17 protein-coding genes are annotated in these 14,788 nt (G+C 69.6%); 15 read left to right on the forward strand and 2 right to left on the reverse strand.

The window, feature by feature from the left end; genetic code table 11:
- Positions 1 to 122: 122 nt before the first annotated feature.
- From prmC to ACFC1I_RS14075, 13 genes are all read left to right on the forward strand, one after another.
- The gene (gene prmC / locus ACFC1I_RS14015) at positions 123 to 1,001 is read left to right on the forward strand and encodes a peptide chain release factor N(5)-glutamine methyltransferase (protein WP_376010417.1); all 879 of its coding nucleotides are present in this window, start codon (positions 123 to 125) and stop codon (positions 999 to 1,001) included.
- 57 nt (positions 1,002 to 1,058) lie between these two features.
- A complete protein-coding gene (locus ACFC1I_RS14020; RefSeq protein WP_376010419.1) occupies positions 1,059 to 1,796 on the forward strand; it encodes an L-threonylcarbamoyladenylate synthase in 738 nt (245 codons plus the stop codon).
- On the forward strand, positions 1,793 to 2,995 hold the full coding sequence (locus ACFC1I_RS14025; protein WP_376010421.1) for an MraY family glycosyltransferase: 1,203 nt from the start codon (positions 1,793 to 1,795) through the stop codon (positions 2,993 to 2,995). Before ACFC1I_RS14020 ends, ACFC1I_RS14025 begins: the two co-directional genes overlap by 4 nt.
- Positions 2,992 to 3,480 (forward strand): hypothetical protein, encoded by a 489-nt coding sequence (locus ACFC1I_RS14030; protein WP_376010424.1) that lies wholly within the window; start codon positions 2,992 to 2,994, stop codon positions 3,478 to 3,480. Before ACFC1I_RS14025 ends, ACFC1I_RS14030 begins: the two co-directional genes overlap by 4 nt.
- Before the next feature lie 168 nt (positions 3,481 to 3,648).
- Positions 3,649 to 4,440, forward strand: a complete 792-nt coding sequence (gene atpB / locus ACFC1I_RS14035; protein ID WP_376010887.1) for a F0F1 ATP synthase subunit A — start codon at positions 3,649 to 3,651, stop codon at positions 4,438 to 4,440.
- Between the two features lie 61 nt (positions 4,441 to 4,501).
- Positions 4,502 to 4,741, forward strand: a complete 240-nt coding sequence (atpE, locus tag ACFC1I_RS14040; protein ID WP_056121278.1) for an ATP synthase F0 subunit C — start codon at positions 4,502 to 4,504, stop codon at positions 4,739 to 4,741.
- A 41-nt stretch (positions 4,742 to 4,782) separates the two neighbouring features.
- Positions 4,783 to 5,337: a F0F1 ATP synthase subunit B gene (locus tag ACFC1I_RS14045; protein ID WP_376010427.1), complete on the forward strand. Its 555-nt coding sequence runs from the start codon at positions 4,783 to 4,785 to the stop codon at positions 5,335 to 5,337.
- On the forward strand, positions 5,337 to 6,128 hold the full coding sequence (locus ACFC1I_RS14050) for a F0F1 ATP synthase subunit delta (protein ID WP_376010430.1): 792 nt from the start codon (positions 5,337 to 5,339) through the stop codon (positions 6,126 to 6,128). The genes ACFC1I_RS14045 and ACFC1I_RS14050 overlap by 1 nt, the downstream gene beginning before the upstream one ends.
- A gap of 60 nt (positions 6,129 to 6,188) precedes the next feature.
- Positions 6,189 to 7,826, forward strand: coding sequence for a F0F1 ATP synthase subunit alpha (gene atpA, locus ACFC1I_RS14055; protein ID WP_376010433.1), 1,638 nt, complete (start codon positions 6,189 to 6,191; stop codon positions 7,824 to 7,826).
- 21 nt (positions 7,827 to 7,847) lie between these two features.
- A complete protein-coding gene (locus ACFC1I_RS14060) occupies positions 7,848 to 8,744 on the forward strand; it encodes a F0F1 ATP synthase subunit gamma (protein WP_376010436.1) in 897 nt (298 codons plus the stop codon).
- Positions 8,745 to 8,773: 29 nt separating this feature from the next.
- Positions 8,774 to 10,222 carry a F0F1 ATP synthase subunit beta gene (atpD, locus tag ACFC1I_RS14065; protein ID WP_376010439.1) on the forward strand — a complete coding sequence of 483 codons (1,449 nt, stop codon included), beginning with the start codon at positions 8,774 to 8,776 and terminating at the stop codon, positions 10,220 to 10,222.
- Between the two features lie 2 nt (positions 10,223 to 10,224).
- Positions 10,225 to 10,485 (forward strand): F0F1 ATP synthase subunit epsilon, encoded by a 261-nt coding sequence (locus tag ACFC1I_RS14070; RefSeq protein ID WP_045297537.1) that lies wholly within the window; start codon positions 10,225 to 10,227, stop codon positions 10,483 to 10,485.
- A gap of 91 nt (positions 10,486 to 10,576) precedes the next feature.
- Positions 10,577 to 11,326, forward strand: coding sequence for a YaaA family protein (locus ACFC1I_RS14075; RefSeq protein ID WP_376010442.1), 750 nt, complete (start codon positions 10,577 to 10,579; stop codon positions 11,324 to 11,326).
- Positions 11,327 to 11,329: 3 nt separating this feature from the next.
- Here ACFC1I_RS14075 and ACFC1I_RS14080 read toward each other — a convergent pair whose 3' ends face one another.
- Together ACFC1I_RS14080 and ACFC1I_RS14085 are read right to left on the reverse strand one after the other, a co-directional pair.
- The gene (locus ACFC1I_RS14080) at positions 11,330 to 12,058 is read right to left on the reverse strand and encodes a GNAT family N-acetyltransferase (RefSeq protein ID WP_376010445.1); all 729 of its coding nucleotides are present in this window, start codon (positions 12,056 to 12,058) and stop codon (positions 11,330 to 11,332) included.
- Positions 12,059 to 12,137: 79 nt separating this feature from the next.
- Complete coding sequence (locus ACFC1I_RS14085) at positions 12,138 to 12,590, reverse strand: DUF4282 domain-containing protein (protein WP_376010448.1); 453 nt, start codon at positions 12,588 to 12,590, stop codon at positions 12,138 to 12,140.
- A 185-nt stretch (positions 12,591 to 12,775) separates the two neighbouring features.
- Between ACFC1I_RS14085 and ACFC1I_RS14090 the strand changes: the two genes are divergently transcribed.
- Both ACFC1I_RS14090 and ACFC1I_RS14095 read left to right on the forward strand, forming a co-directional pair.
- Positions 12,776 to 13,657, forward strand: coding sequence for a large exoprotein (locus ACFC1I_RS14090; RefSeq protein WP_376010451.1), 882 nt, complete (start codon positions 12,776 to 12,778; stop codon positions 13,655 to 13,657).
- Positions 13,658 to 13,745: 88 nt separating this feature from the next.
- Positions 13,746 to 14,729, forward strand: a complete 984-nt coding sequence (locus tag ACFC1I_RS14095; RefSeq protein ID WP_376010454.1) for an aldo/keto reductase — start codon at positions 13,746 to 13,748, stop codon at positions 14,727 to 14,729.
- Positions 14,730 to 14,788 lie beyond the last annotated feature (59 nt).

Below are 14,788 nucleotides of genomic sequence, written 5' to 3' on the forward strand. Positions count from 1 at the left end.
GGTTCACGGCGGATCGTGCCCAGCCTAGGGCGACCCTTTCGCTGTGAGTCCTACTGTGACGAACGGCTGGTCGTGCCCCGGTACCCTTGCCGCCGGCCCGTCGGCCTAAAGTGGATGCGGTCATGGCTGCTCCCGACGAATCCCCCCTGCTCTCCGACGCCCTCGGGCGCGCCGCCGCGCGACTGGCCCAGGCGGGCATCGCCGATCCGCCCGTCGACGCCGAGCTGCTCGCGGCCTTCGTGCTCGGCGCCGGGCGCGGGGGAGTGCAGGCCGGCGCGATCCGCGGCGACCGCCTCACCGCCGAGGACGCCGCCCGCCTCGACGAGCTCGTCGCCCGCCGGGTGACGCGCGAGCCGCTGCAGCACATCACCGGCACGGCCCCCTTCCGCCATCTCGAGCTGCGGGTCGGCCCCGGGGTGTTCGTGCCCCGTCCCGAGACCGAGATGGTCGCGCAGCTGGCGATCGACGCGCTGCGGGCCGCAGCATCCGTCTCTCCCATCGCGGTCGATCTCGGCACCGGCAGCGGCGCGATCGCCCTCGCGATGGCGACCGAGGTGCCGCACGCCCGCGTGTTCGCGGCCGAGAACTCGGTCGACGCGTTCGTGTGGACGAAGGAGAACTTCGCCCACGTCGCCGCTGACAACGCGACGCTCGCCTTCATCGACCTGGCGCACGCCTTCCCCGAGCTCGACGGCACGGTCTCGGTGGTGGCATCCAATCCTCCGTATGTTCCGGATGCTGCGATCCCGCGTGATCCGGAGGTGCGGTTCTTCGACCCGCCGGCGGCGCTGTACGGGGGAGAGGACGGCCTCGACGTCGTCCGCGTTCTGAGCGGCGTGGGACTGCGCCTCGCGCACCCCGGCGGCATGATCGTGATCGAGCACGGCGAGTGGCAGGGCGAGGCGATCCGGGGGATCCTCGCGGCCGACGGGTGGCGCGCGACCGCCACCCATCCCGACCTCACGATGCGCGAGCGCGCGACCACCGCCCTTCGGCCCTGACGGCCGTCCCGGCCTCGGAGCGTTCGTCCGGGGCCGCACAACTAGACTTCCTCTGACATGTCCCCCATCTACGACTGCCGTGACGAGGCGCAGCTGCTCACCGGCATGCGCCAGGCGCGCCAGGCCATCGGCCGCGGCGAGCTCGTCGTCATCCCCACCGACACCGTCTACGGCGTCGCCGCCGACGCGTTCGACCACGCCGCGGTCGCGCGCCTCCTCGCCGCGAAGGGCCGGGGCCGCCAGTCGCCGCCGCCCGTGCTCGTCGCGGGACTCACGACGCTGCGGGCGCTCGTGGCCGAGGTGCCCGAGCCGATCGAGCGCCTCGTCGAGGCCTTCTGGCCCGGTGGGCTCACCATCGTGCTGCCGTCGCAGCCGTCGCTGTCGTGGGACCTCGGCGAGACTCAGGGCACCGTCGCGGTGCGCATGCCCGCGCACCGGATCGCCCTGGAGCTCCTCGAAGAGACGGGGCCGCTCGCCGTCTCGAGCGCCAACCTCACGGGGATGGCGGCAGGCATCACCGCCGAGGACGCGGAAGGGATGCTGAAGGACAGCGTCGCCGTCTACCTCGGCGACGGGCCGTCCAAGACCGGGATCCCCTCGACGATCATCGACGCGACGAGCCTCGTCGCCGGCGACGAACCGCTGGTGCGAGTGCTGCGCGAGGGAGCCGTGAGCCGCGAGCAGCTGCGCGACGTGCTCGGCGACCTCCTCGAGCCCGACCCGGGCGCCGAGCCGGAAGCGGTCGCCGAGCCTGAGGCGCCGGGTCCGGAGGCGCCGGAACCCGATCGCTCGTGAAGCAGTACGTCTTCACGATCCTCCTCACGGCGGCCGTCACCTTCGTCCTGTCGTGGGCGGTGTGGCGACTCAGCCTGAAGTACAAGCTGTATCCGGGCATCCGCGAGCGCGACGTCCACAAGAACCCCACACCGCGTCTTGGCGGCATCGCCATGTTCCTCGGCGTGCTGGCGGCGTTCGCGGTGTCGTCGCAGCATCCGTATTTCTCCATCGTCTGGGCGCAGCCCCAGCAGATGTACGCGCTGCTCGGCGCGACCGCGCTCATCGTGATCATCGGCGTCCTCGACGACCTGTGGGACCTCGACTGGATGATCAAGCTCGGCGCGCAGTTCCTCGCGGCCGGCGTCATCGCGTGGTTCGGGCAGCTGCAGATCTACACGCTGCCGCTGGGCGGCATGACGATCTTCTCGAGCTGGGCGAGCTTCACCCTGACGGTGTTCTCGATCGTGGTCGTCATGAACGCGGTGAACTTCATCGACGGGCTCGACGGCCTCGTCGCGGGCGTGTGCCTCATCGCGAACGTGGTCTTCTTCGCGTACTCGTACATGGTCTTCCGTGACATCGGGTCGAGCAACTACTTCACGCTGTCGTCGCTCATCGCCGCCGTGCTCATCGGCGCCTGCATCGGCTTCCTCCCGCTGAACTGGAGTCCGGCGCGCCTGTTCATGGGGGATTCGGGCGCGCTCATGCTCGGCCTCCTCATGGCGTGCTCGGCCATCTCGATCACCGGCAACTTCGACCCCGCGATGATCGCCGACAACGACGCCTTCGGCCGCTCGCAGCTGCTCGGTGCCTTCATCCCGATCCTGCTGCCGGTAGTGGTGGTGCTGCTGCCCCTGCTGGACTTCGGCCTCGCCGTCGTGCGGCGCATGAGCCGGGGCAAGTCGCCGTTCTCACCCGACCGCAAGCACCTGCACCACCGCATGCTCGACATGGGGCACAGCGACCGCGACGCCGTGCTCATCTTCTACGCATGGACGGCGCTGGTCAGCCTGTCGGTGTTGCTGATGTACATCGGCACGACGCTGCAGTGGCCGGGGGACTACCTCTTCGGCGTGTTCTACGGCGTCGTCGGCATCGCCGCCTGCCTCGTCGTCACCCTGCTTCCTTCGCGCCGCCGCCCCGTCGCCGCGCCGGCCGGCGCCCCCGCACCCGAACCACAGCCCGATCACGCGCCCGCACAGGAGGACGCATCATGAGCCCCAGCCCCGTCTCCAGCACCCCGATCCTGCGCACCGTCCTGGTGTGGTCGGGCTCGGTCACCGCGATCCTCGCGGTGATCGGCGCCGTCATCGGCTACCTCGTCGCGGGAACCGACGGCTTGTGGAGCGCTCTGGCCGGCGTGCTCGTCGCTGCCGTCTTCCTCGGGATCACAGCGGCGAGCATCCTGATCGCGAACCGCTGGTACGGCAACGAGCTCTACGTCCCCGTCTTCTTCGGGATCGTGATGGGCGGCTGGATCCTCAAGTTCGTCGTGTTCATCGTCATCCTCTTCGTGCTGCGCGGTCAGCCGTGGATCGAGCCCACCGTCTTCTTCCTCGCACTCGTGGCGAGCGTGCTCGCGTCGCTCGCGATCGACGTCGTCGTGATGCTCCGCATGCGGGTGCCGCACGTGAGCGACGTGCAGCTTCCGACCGACCCGGAGGCGGGGGACCGCCGCGACGGCGAGGCCGACGCCCACTGACCCTTCCGGGCGCGGATTCAGGGACCTCTCAAGTTTGATAGGCTGAACCCGCGCCCGCCCCACTCGCTCTGCGAGTACTTGCGGAGTGACGCTCACCGACCATCGTCGCAACGGTTCTCGACCGGTGCCCCGAAGCTGGAGCCAGCGCTGTCTATTCATGCTGCGACCCTGATCGCCCCCTTTGCCACGGATGAACCCCCCGTCTTCCACGGGCCGTCGATCGACGAGTTCTTCCCTGAGATCCTCACCACCCTCGCGGGTGTGCCGATCACGCGAATCCACCTCATCCAGTTCCTGGCCACGATCGCCGTCGTCGTGATCTTCTGGCTCGGCACGCGCCGCATGCGCGTCGTGCCGGGTCGCTTCCAGAGCCTCGTCGAGATGGGCCTGGACTTCGTCCGCGTCAACATCGGCGAGGACCTGCTCGGCAAGAAGGACGCCCAGCGCTTCCTGCCGATCCTCACGACGATGTTCTTCATGATCCTGTTCATGAACCTGACGGGCATCATCCCGTTCCTGAACATCGCGGGAACGAGCATCATCGCAGTGCCGCTGACGCTCGCGATCGTGAGCTACGTCACCTTCATCTACGCCGGCATCAAGAAGAGCCCGAAGAACTTCTTCAAGAACTCGCTCTTCCCGTCGGGCGTGCCGTGGCCGATCTACATCATCGTCACGCCGATCGAGCTCATCTCGACGTTCATCATCCGTCCGGTGACGCTGACGCTCCGACTCCTCATGAACATGATGGTCGGACACCTCCTGCTGGTGCTGTTCTTCGCCGCCACGCAGTTCTTCATCTTCGACATGGGCGGCTGGTGGTCGATCCTCGGCGCCGGCAGCCTCGCGTTCGGATTCATCTTCACCCTGTTCGAGCTCCTGGTGGCTGTCCTCCAGGCCTACGTCTTCGCCCTTCTCACCGCGGTCTACATCCAGCTCGCGGTCGCCGAAGAGCACTGATACGGGACGGCGCTGCGTCTTCACGGCGCAGGGCCGCCCACAACCGAAAGGAAACACCCCCGTGGACGCAACTACGGTTCTCGCCGAGGTCACCGGCTCCATCGCCACCGTCGGTTACGGCCTCGCCGCGATCGGCCCGGCCATCGGCGTGGGTATCGTCGTCGGCAAGACGATCGAGGGCGTCGCCCGTCAGCCCGAGCTGGCCGGCCGCCTGCAGGTGCTCATGTGGATCGGTATCGCCTTCACCGAGGCGCTCGCCTTCATCGGCATCGCGACCGGCTTCATCTTCGGCTACGCGTGATCCTGGCGACCTCTACTCACGACCTCTACTAAGGAGACAGGATGCTGAACGCTCTTGTCACGTACGCTGCGGAAGAGGGTGCGGCGCACAACCCGCTCATCCCCGCGTGGTACGACATCATCTGGTCGTCGGTGTGCTTCATCGTCATCCTCGTCATCTTCTGGAAGGTCGCCCTTCCGCGGATGAAGAAGCTGCTCGACGAGCGTTCCGCTGCGATCGAAGGCAACATCGCCAAGGCCGACGAGGCCCAGCGCAAGGCCGAGGCCGCTCTCGAGGAGTACACGGCGCAGCTCGCCGACGCTCGCAAGGAGGCCGGTGAGATCCGCGACGCCGCCCGTGAGGACGGCAAGAAGATCGTCGCCGAAGCCAAGGACACCGCTTCGGCGGAGGCCGCACGCCTGACCACGACGGCGCACGCTCAGATCGAGGCCGAGCGCCAGACGGCTCTCGTCTCGCTGCGCAGCGAGGTGGGCACGCTGGCCCTCGACCTCGCCGGCGGCGTGATCGGCGAGACGCTGTCCGACGACAAGAAGGCCCAGGCCGTCGTCGACCGCTTCCTCGCAGAGCTCGAAGAGTCCGAAGGGGCGAAGGCGTAATGGGCAGCGCGACCACTCAGGCCCTGGCGGCGACGACCGCGGCGCTGCGCGCCGCGTCGGGCGTCGACCTCGACGTGGCAGGCGAGCTGTTCGCCGTGGCGCGCGCCGTGGGCGACTCGTCGCAGCTGAGCGGCGCGCTCGCCGACTCCGCCGCGCCGGCCGAGGCCCGCCGCAAGGTCGTCGCCGACGTGTTCGGCAAGGCTGTGAAGCCCACGACGGCGTCGCTGTTGACGACCGCCGTCGCCGAGCGGTGGTCCTCGTCCGACGACCTCGTCGACGGCATCGAGGAGCTCGCCGTGCGGGCAGCCGCGGTCGCCGACGCGAAGTCCGACGTCGAGGCCGAGCTGTTCGCGTTCTCGCGGGCCGTGGCCGACAACCCCGAGCTCGAGCTCGCGCTGGGGAGCCGCCTCGGCGACTCCGCCGCGAAGGGCACGCTCGTCGAGAAGCTGCTCGCGGGCCGCGCAAGCGCCGCGACGACGCTCATCGCCGCCTCGCTCATCCGCCAGCCCCGCGAGCGGCGCGTGCGCCAGCTGCTGTCGCGCGCCACGCGGCTCGTCGCCGACCAGCGCAACCGCGCTGTCGCGACGGTCGTCGCCGCAGCACCGCTCAGCGCGGCGCAGAGCGAGCGGCTCACCGCCGCGCTCACCAAGCGCTACGGGACCCCGGTCTCGCTCAACACCGTCGTCGACCCGACCGTCGTCGGTGGCGTGCGCGTGCAGATCGCGGACGACGTGATCGACGCGAGCGTGTCTTCGCGCCTCGCCGACCTCCGTCAGCGGCTCGCCGGCTGACACAGACTTCCCGCCCACGCGGAGATTTCGGGGCCGCGGCCCCTTGAACGAAGGAAAACAATGGCAGATCTCTCTATCAGCCCCGATGTCATCCGTGACGCGCTGAAGGACTTCGTCGCCGCCTACGAGCCCACGGGGGCTGCGGCCACCGAGGTCGGCACGGTCGTCGACGCCGCTGACGGCATCGCCCACGTCGAGGGTCTTCCCGGCGTGATGGCGAACGAGCTCGTCCGCTTCGCGGACGGCACCGAGGGCCTCGCACAGAACCTGGACGAGCACGAGATCGGTGTGGTCGTCCTCGGCGACTTCGCCGGCATCGAGGCCGGCCAGCAGGTCACCCGCACCGGCGAGGTGCTCTCGGTCGGCGTCGGCGAGGGCTACCTCGGCCGCGTCGTCGACCCGCTCGGCAACCCGATCGACGGTCTCGGCGAGATCGTCACCACCGGCCGCCGCGCCCTCGAGCTGCAGGCGCCGGGTGTCATGCAGCGCAAGTCGGTGCACGAGCCGCTGCAGACCGGCATCAAGGCCATCGACGCGATGATCCCGGTCGGCCGCGGCCAGCGCCAGCTCATCATCGGCGACCGCCAGACCGGCAAGACGGCGATCGCGATCGACACGATCATCAACCAGAAGGCCAACTGGGAGTCGGGCGACGTCAACAAGCAGGTCCGCTGCATCTACGTCGCCATCGGCCAGAAGGGCTCGACGATCGCGGCCGTGAAGGGCGCGCTCGAGGACGCCGGCGCGCTGGAGTACACGACCATCGTCGCCGCTCCCGCCTCGGACCCGGCCGGCTTCAAGTACCTCGCGCCGTACACCGGCTCGGCCATCGGCCAGCACTGGATGTACGAGGGCAAGCACGTCCTCATCATCTTCGACGACCTGTCGAAGCAGGCCGAGGCATACCGCGCCGTGTCGCTGCTGCTGCGCCGCCCGCCGGGCCGCGAGGCCTACCCGGGCGACGTCTTCTACCTGCACTCGCGTCTGCTCGAGCGTTGCGCGAAGCTGTCCGACGAGCTCGGCGCCGGCTCGATGACCGGTCTGCCGATCATCGAGACCAAGGCCAACGACGTCTCGGCGTACATCCCGACCAACGTGATCTCGATCACCGACGGCCAGATCTTCCTGCAGTCCGACCTGTTCAACGCGAACCAGCGTCCCGCGGTCGACGTCGGCATCTCCGTCTCGCGCGTCGGCGGTGACGCACAGGTCAAGTCGATCAAGAAGGTCTCCGGCACGCTCAAGCTCGAGCTCGCCCAGTACCGCTCGCTCGAGGCGTTCGCGATGTTCGCCTCGGACCTCGACGCCGCTTCCCGTCGCCAGCTCGCCCGCGGCGCGCGTCTGACCGAGCTGCTCAAGCAGCCGCAGTACTCGCCGTACCCGGTGGAGGAGCAGGTCGTGTCGATCTGGGCCGGCACCAACGGCAAGCTCGACTCGATCGAGGTCGAGGACGTGCTCGCGTTCGAGCGCGAGCTGCTCGACTACCTGCGTCGCAACACCACGATCCTCGACACGCTGCGCGACACGAACGTCCTCGACGACGACACCGTGGCCGAGCTGACGAAGAAGACCGACGAGTTCATCCTCGAGTTCCAGGCCGGCAAGGGCCAGTCGATCACCAAGCCCGGCCACGAAGAGGTCGCGGCTGCGCAGGCTGACGACGTGAACCAGGAGAAGATCGTCAAGGGCCGCCGCTAAGGCGGGCCTGGGCTAGCAGACATGGGCGCACAACTCCGGGTCTACAAGCAGAAGATCTCTTCTGCTCAGACGACCAAGAAGATCACGAAGGCGATGGAACTCATCGCGGCTTCGCGCATCCAGAAGGCGATGGCGCGTGTGCGCGCGTCGTCGCCCTTCGCGCGGGCCGTGACGCGTGCCGTCTCCGCCGTGGCGACGCACTCCAACGTCGACCACCCGCTGACCGTCGAACGAGAGACGATCCGCCGCTCCGCGGTCGTGATCTTCTCGTCCGACCGCGGTCTCGCGGGCGCGTTCAACTCGCAGATCCTCCGTGAGGGCCTCGAACTCGCGCAGCTGCTGCGCGAGGAGGGCCGGGAGCCGGTGTTCTACCTCGTCGGGCGCAAGGCCGTCGGGTACTTCCAGTTCCGTCGCATGGAGGCGGCAGCCGAGTGGACGGGTGACACCGACACGCCGCACTTCACCACGGCGGAGGAGATCGCGGCGACCCTGCTCGACGCGTACGACCGCGGTGGCGAAGAGAACGGCGTCGACGAGATCCACCTCGTCTACAACCGCTTCGTCAGCATGATGACGCAGACGCCCGAGACGGTGCGCCTGCTTCCGCTCGAGGTCGTCGAGGCCGAGGAGTCGAGCTCCGCGGCGGTGTACCCGCTGTACGAGTTCGAGCCCGACGCCGAGACGGTGCTCGACGCGCTCCTGCCGGTGTACATCCAGAGCCGCGTCTTCAACGCGCTCCTGCAGTCGTCGGCCGCGAAGCACGCCGCGACGCAGAAGGCGATGAAGTCCGCCAGCGACAACGCCGACAAGCTCATCACCGACTACACGCGCCTGCGCAACAACGCGCGCCAGGCCGAGATCACGCAGCAGATCGCCGAGATCGTCGGCGGCGCCGACGCTCTCGCGTCCGGCAAGTGACGCAAAGACCACACGAAAGAGAAGAAGCCATGAGCCTCACCGCTGACAAGACCGAGACGGCGGTCGTCGGGCGCGTCGCCCGCGTCACCGGCCCCGTCGTCGACATCGAGTTCCCGCACGACTCGATCCCCGACATCTACAACGCGCTCAAGACGACGATCACGATCGACGGCGAGTCGGCCGAGATCACGCTCGAGGTCGCGCAGCACCTCGGTGACGACCTCGTCCGTGCCATCTCGCTGAAGCCGACCGACGGCATGGTCCGCGGCCAGGAGGTGCGCGACACCGGCGGCCCCATCACGGTGCCCGTCGGCGACGTCACCAAGGGCAAGGTGTTCAACGTCACGGGTGACGTCCTGAACGCCGCTCCGGGCGAGACCGTCGAGGTCACCGAGCGCTGGGGCATCCACCGCCAGGCGCCCTCGTTCGACCAGCTCGAGTCGAAGACCGAGATGTTCGAGACCGGCATCAAGTCGATCGACCTTCTGACCCCGTACGTGCAGGGTGGAAAGATCGGCCTCTTCGGTGGCGCCGGCGTCGGCAAGACGGTCCTCATCCAGGAGATGATCCAGCGCGTCGCGCAGGACCACGGTGGTGTGTCGGTGTTCGCCGGTGTCGGCGAGCGCACCCGTGAGGGCAACGACCTCATCGGCGAGATGGAGGAGGCGGGCGTCTTCGACAAGACCGCCCTCGTCTTCGGCCAGATGGACGAGCCGCCGGGGACGCGTCTGCGCGTCGCCCTCTCGGCCCTCACGATGGCGGAGTACTTCCGCGACGTGCAGAAGCAGGACGTGCTGCTCTTCATCGACAACATCTTCCGCTTCACGCAGGCCGGTTCCGAGGTCTCGACGCTGCTCGGCCGCATGCCCTCCGCGGTGGGCTACCAGCCGAACCTCGCCGACGAGATGGGCATCCTCCAGGAGCGCATCACCTCGACCCGTGGTCACTCGATCACGTCGCTGCAGGCGATCTACGTCCCCGCCGACGACTACACCGACCCGGCTCCGGCGACCACGTTCGCGCACCTCGACGCCACGACCGAGCTCTCGCGTGAGATCGCGTCGAAGGGTCTGTACCCGGCCATCGACCCGCTGACGTCGACGAGCCGCATCCTCGACCCGCGCTACATCGGTGAGGACCACTACCGTGTGGCCACCGCCGTGAAGCAGATCCTGCAGAAGAACAAGGAACTGCAGGAGATCATCGCGATCCTCGGTGTCGACGAGCTCTCGGAAGAGGACAAGATCGTCGTCGCCCGCGCGCGCCGCATCCAGCAGTTCCTCTCGCAGAACACCTACATGGCGAAGAAGTTCACCGGTGTCGAGGGTTCGACGGTCCCGATCAAGGAGACCATCGAGTCGTTCGACGCGATCGTCAAGGGCGAGTTCGACCACGTCGCCGAGCAGGCCTTCTTCAACGTCGGCGGCATCTCCGACGTCGAAGAGCAGTGGGCGCGCATCCAGAAGGAGAACGGCTGATCATGCCGCTCAAGGTGAGTCTCGTCTCCGCGGACGCGGAGGTCTGGTCGGGAGAGGCGTCGCTCGTCGTCGCCAAGACCGTCGAGGGCGAGATCGGCTTCATGACCGGTCACGAGCCGGTGCTCGCGATCCTCGCCGAGGGTCAGGTGCGCATCACCGAGACCTCCGGCACGAAGATCATCGCCAACGCGCAGGACGGGTTCCTGTCGATGGAAGGCGACGACCTCACGATCGTGGCCGGAAACGCCGCACTGATCTCCTGATCGACGATCATTCGCACTCGGCCGGTCCCTTCGGGGATCGGCCGAGTCGTTTCCCCCGGCGTCTTCGCCCCGAGCCCTGCCACGGAGAGCCATGCTGATCCTGCTGCCGCCGTCCGAGACCAAGCGGTCCGGGGGCAAGGGCGCGCCGTTCGATGTCACGCGCCTCGCGCTGCCGCAGCTCGCTGCGCAGCGCGAAGCCGTGGTCGCCGCGCTGGTCGCGCTCTCCGGCGACGAGGAGCACGCGGCACGCGTCCTCAAGCTCGGCCCGAAGCAGCGCGGCGAGGTCGCGGTGAACGCCGAACTCCGCGACGCGCCGTCGATGGCGGCGATCGACCGCTACACCGGGGTGCTCTTCGACGCGCTGGATGCAGCATCCGTCTCCGCAGCCTCCCGGCGCTGGCTGGGAGCCCACGTCCTCGTGCACTCGGCGCCGTTCGGGCCGGTGGGCGCGCTCGACCCGATTCCCGCGTACCGCCTCGGAGCGGCGACGTCGCTGCCGGGCGTGCCGCCGCTGAAGCGCCTGTGGGGCGCCGACGTGACCGCGGCCCTCGCCGCGCTCGCGCCGCGGTTCGTGCTCGACCTCCGCTCCGAGGCGTACGTCGGTCTCGGACCGGTTCCCGCCGGCGTCGCGTCGCGCTACGTCCGTGTCGTGAGCGAGGGAGCCGACGGCGCCGTGCGCGCGCTCAACCACTTCAACAAGCACGCCAAGGGCGCGCTCGTGCGCCGGCTCGCCGAGGAACGGCCGCGGATCGGGTCTGCCGCGGCTTTTCTGACATGGGCGGATGCTGCGGGCCTGCGCGTGCGCGACACCGGCGCCGGCGAACTCGAGCTGTTCGCCTGAGCGCTACGCCACAGGCGTCCGCACGGCCCAGAAGCGATTTCGGCGGCGCAGCGCGAAGCCGAGGCGCTCGTACGCGGCGATCGCCCCGACGTTGGACGCGGCCGCGTGCAGCAGGGCGCGATCGCCACGCTGCTGGATGTGGAACGCGACGTCGAGCACGAGACGCGACGCGAGGCCCTGACGCCGGTGGTCGGCATCGACCGCGACGGCGCTGATCTCGGTCCAGCCCTCGGGGTGCAGGCGCTCGCCCGCCATCGCGATGAGCCGGCCCTCGCGTCGGATGCCGATATAGCGCCCGAGCTCGTAGGTGCGGGGGCGGAACGGGCCCGGCTCGTTGCGCTCGACGATGGCGAGCATCTCGGGCACGTCGTCGGCACCCAGAAGGACGGCCTCGGCGTCGGGCCGCGGCCGCAGCGCGTCGGTCTCGACGAGTTGCACGCCTTCGCCCTCGCCGACGACCTCCCAGCCGTCCGGCACCTCGCCGTCGTACCCCGACAGCCCGATCTCGGCGCCGGGGCCGACGAGCTCGACGAGCGCCTGCCAGATCGCGGGGTCCTCCCACGAGCGCACCGCCACGAAGGGCGCGACGTCCGCGGGGTAGCGGCGCACGAGGTCGTTGCCGATGGCGAACGACGCGTGCGGTCCGGTGAGCGCGTGCCACGGGGCGTTGTCGAGCACGGTGGCATCGGCGTGAGGGGCGTCGAGAAGGGGAGTGGGCGAGGGATCTGGCACCCGCCCACTCTGCGCCTGCCGAGCGGCCGCCGCAAATGCCGGTTGTCACCGCACGCAACAGGTGCGGGGGGTCGGCGGGTCAGCGCCGGGTGTGCTGCGCGGTTCGCTCGGTGTTCTCGGCGATCGCGATGAGGGCGACGACCGCCTCGATGACGAACCGCAGCAGGATGATCGAGAGGAAGGTGATGACGGGGACGACGATGACCGTGGCGACCAGTCCGCTGATCCCGGCGCCGACGTTGAGCCACATCACCGAGACGGCGCTCCAGATTCCGCCGACGAAGTAGACGATGAAGCCGATGGCGATCGCGATCAGCCCGACCAGATAGAACACGCTCGCCAGCCGCCGAGTGATGAAGGTGCGGAACGACAGGTCGAACAGCGCCGAGAAGAATCCTCGGCCGACGTCGGCGACCTCGCCCTCGACCGTCGGCACGCCCGTGTCGTCGGGATCGGCCGCGCGCGCGGCGTCGGCGGCGGACTGGGGAGGAAGCGGCGGGGGAGTGGCGGAGGACGGAGTCTGATCGGTCATGGCAGCCCTTCGGTCGGGAGTTGTGCTCAGGCTATCCACCGGCGCGCGGGCGAGCCATCCCCTTGATCTGGGCCGCGAATGCTGACAGTCGGCTGAGAGCGTCGCTAGCATGTGTCGAGCGGAGCAGGGGCTCCGCGGGCGCGTGCTCACGCGTCCAGAACCGACTCTCTCGGAGGTCGCTCCACATGGATTACAACGACGGCAGTGGGGTCGGGGCGCTCATCGCGTTCTGGCTCATCGTCGCGCCCTTCCTCTTCCTGCTCGCGATCGCCGGCTACGTCATCGGCTCGTGGTTCCTCATGAAGGTCTTCGACAAGGCTGGTGTGCAGGGCCGCTGGCGCGCATGGGTCCCCGTCTACAACTCGATGGTGGCCGCCAAGCTCGGTGATCTGTCGCCCTGGGTCATGCTGGGGGCGATCCTGATCGCCGGGTTCCTCGGCCAGATCCCCGTCATCGGCTGGATCCTGAGCCTCGTCGGCATCGCGGCCTGGGTCCTCTCCGGCTGGCGCATCGGCGCCAAGCTCGGCGCGTCGTGGGCGCTCCTGCTGCTGTGGCTCATCCCCGGCGTCGGCACGATCATCTGGCTCGGCATCCTGGCGTTCGGCAGCTCGCGCTGGAACCCGAACATCACGCCGTCGCCGTGGCGCAACTCGTTCCTGAAGGACACGACCGTGTGGCAGGGCATTCCGGTCCAGCCCGACCAGGCCGGAGTGCAGTCCGCTCCCGGTGCGCCCGCCTACGGCGCCCCCCAGGGCTACCAGCCTCCGGCGGGCTACACCGCCCCGCCGGCGCCTCCCGCCGGATACAACGCGCCGCCGGCGCCCCCGGCCGGTTACACGCCGCCGCCCGCGCCCCCGGCCGGTTACACGCCTCCGCCTGCCGCCCAGCCCCCGGCGGCCCAGCCCCCGGCGGCCCAGCCCCCGGCGGCCCAGCCCCCGGTGACGCCGCCGCCCGCTGCCGAGCCCCCGGCGGCCCAGCCGCCGGCAGCAGCGCCCCCGGCCGCAGAGCCGCCGGCGGCCGAGCCTCCCACGACCGAGCCGCCGGCGCCCGACGCGCCCAAGCCGTAACACCCATCGACAGCCCCTCGCCCGACGGCGAGGGGCTGTCGCGTTGCCCGCGGATCGAGGCATCCGTCTCCGGGGCTAGCGTGGAGGCATGACCTCGACTGTCCCGCTGCGCCGCGTCGGCGCGTCCGGCCTCCTCGTGTCCGCTGTCGGCCTCGGCTGCAACAACTTCGGCCGCCCCGGTACCCGCACCGAAACGCTCGACGGCACGCGGGCGGTGCTCGACGCCGCGATCGACGCCGGCGTGACGTTCCTCGACACCGCCGACATGTACGGCGGCGAACCGGGGCAGTCCGAGACGCTCATGGGGGAGGCGCTCCAGGGCCGACGCGACCAGGTGATCCTCGCGACCAAGTTCGGTCACCCGGGACGCGACATGGGCTACCCGCCGTCGGGTGCGAAGGGCTCGCGGTCGTACATCCGGCGCGCGGTCGAGGCATCCCTCACCCGTCTTCGCACCGAGTGGATCGACCTCTACCAGCTGCACGTGCCCGACAACGAGACCCCGATGGAAGAGACGCTCGACGCCCTCGGCGACCTCGTCCGCGAGGGCAAGGTGCGCTACATCGGGCACACGAACTTCTCGGGCTGGCAGGTCGCGGAGGGCCACTTCACCGCGCTCATGCGCCACGGCGTGCCGTTCGTCTCGGCGCAGAACGAGTACAGCCTGCTCGCGCGTGGAGCCGAGCGGAACGTGCTGCGGGCCGTCGAGCGGTACGGCCTCGGCTTCTTCCCGTACTTCCCCCTTCACAACGGCCTGCTCACCGGCAAGTTCACACGGGATGCCGCGCCCGCCGACACCCGCATCATCCGGCAGCGCCGCCACATCTACGACGACGCGCCGTGGGATGCGCTCGAGGGGTATCAGGCGTTCTGCGACGAGCGGGGCATCACGATGCTCGAGGCGACGTTCGGGTGGCTGCTGTCGCGCCCGGCGCTGTCGAGCGTCATCGCCGGCGCGACCACCCCGGAGCAGGTGCGGGCGAACGCCGCGGCGGCCTCGGCGTGGACGCCGACGGCGGCGGATCTCGCGGCGATCGACGCGCTGTTCCCGCCGCCGGAGCCGGCCGCCTGACCGCAGCGGGCGAGGTGCCGCGCGAGTTCGCCGACGGCGTACCGGGCGGGTTGTCGCCG

Source organism: Microbacterium sp. NPDC056044, assembly GCF_042267145.1.
GTDB lineage: Bacteria > Actinomycetota > Actinomycetes > Actinomycetales > Microbacteriaceae > Microbacterium.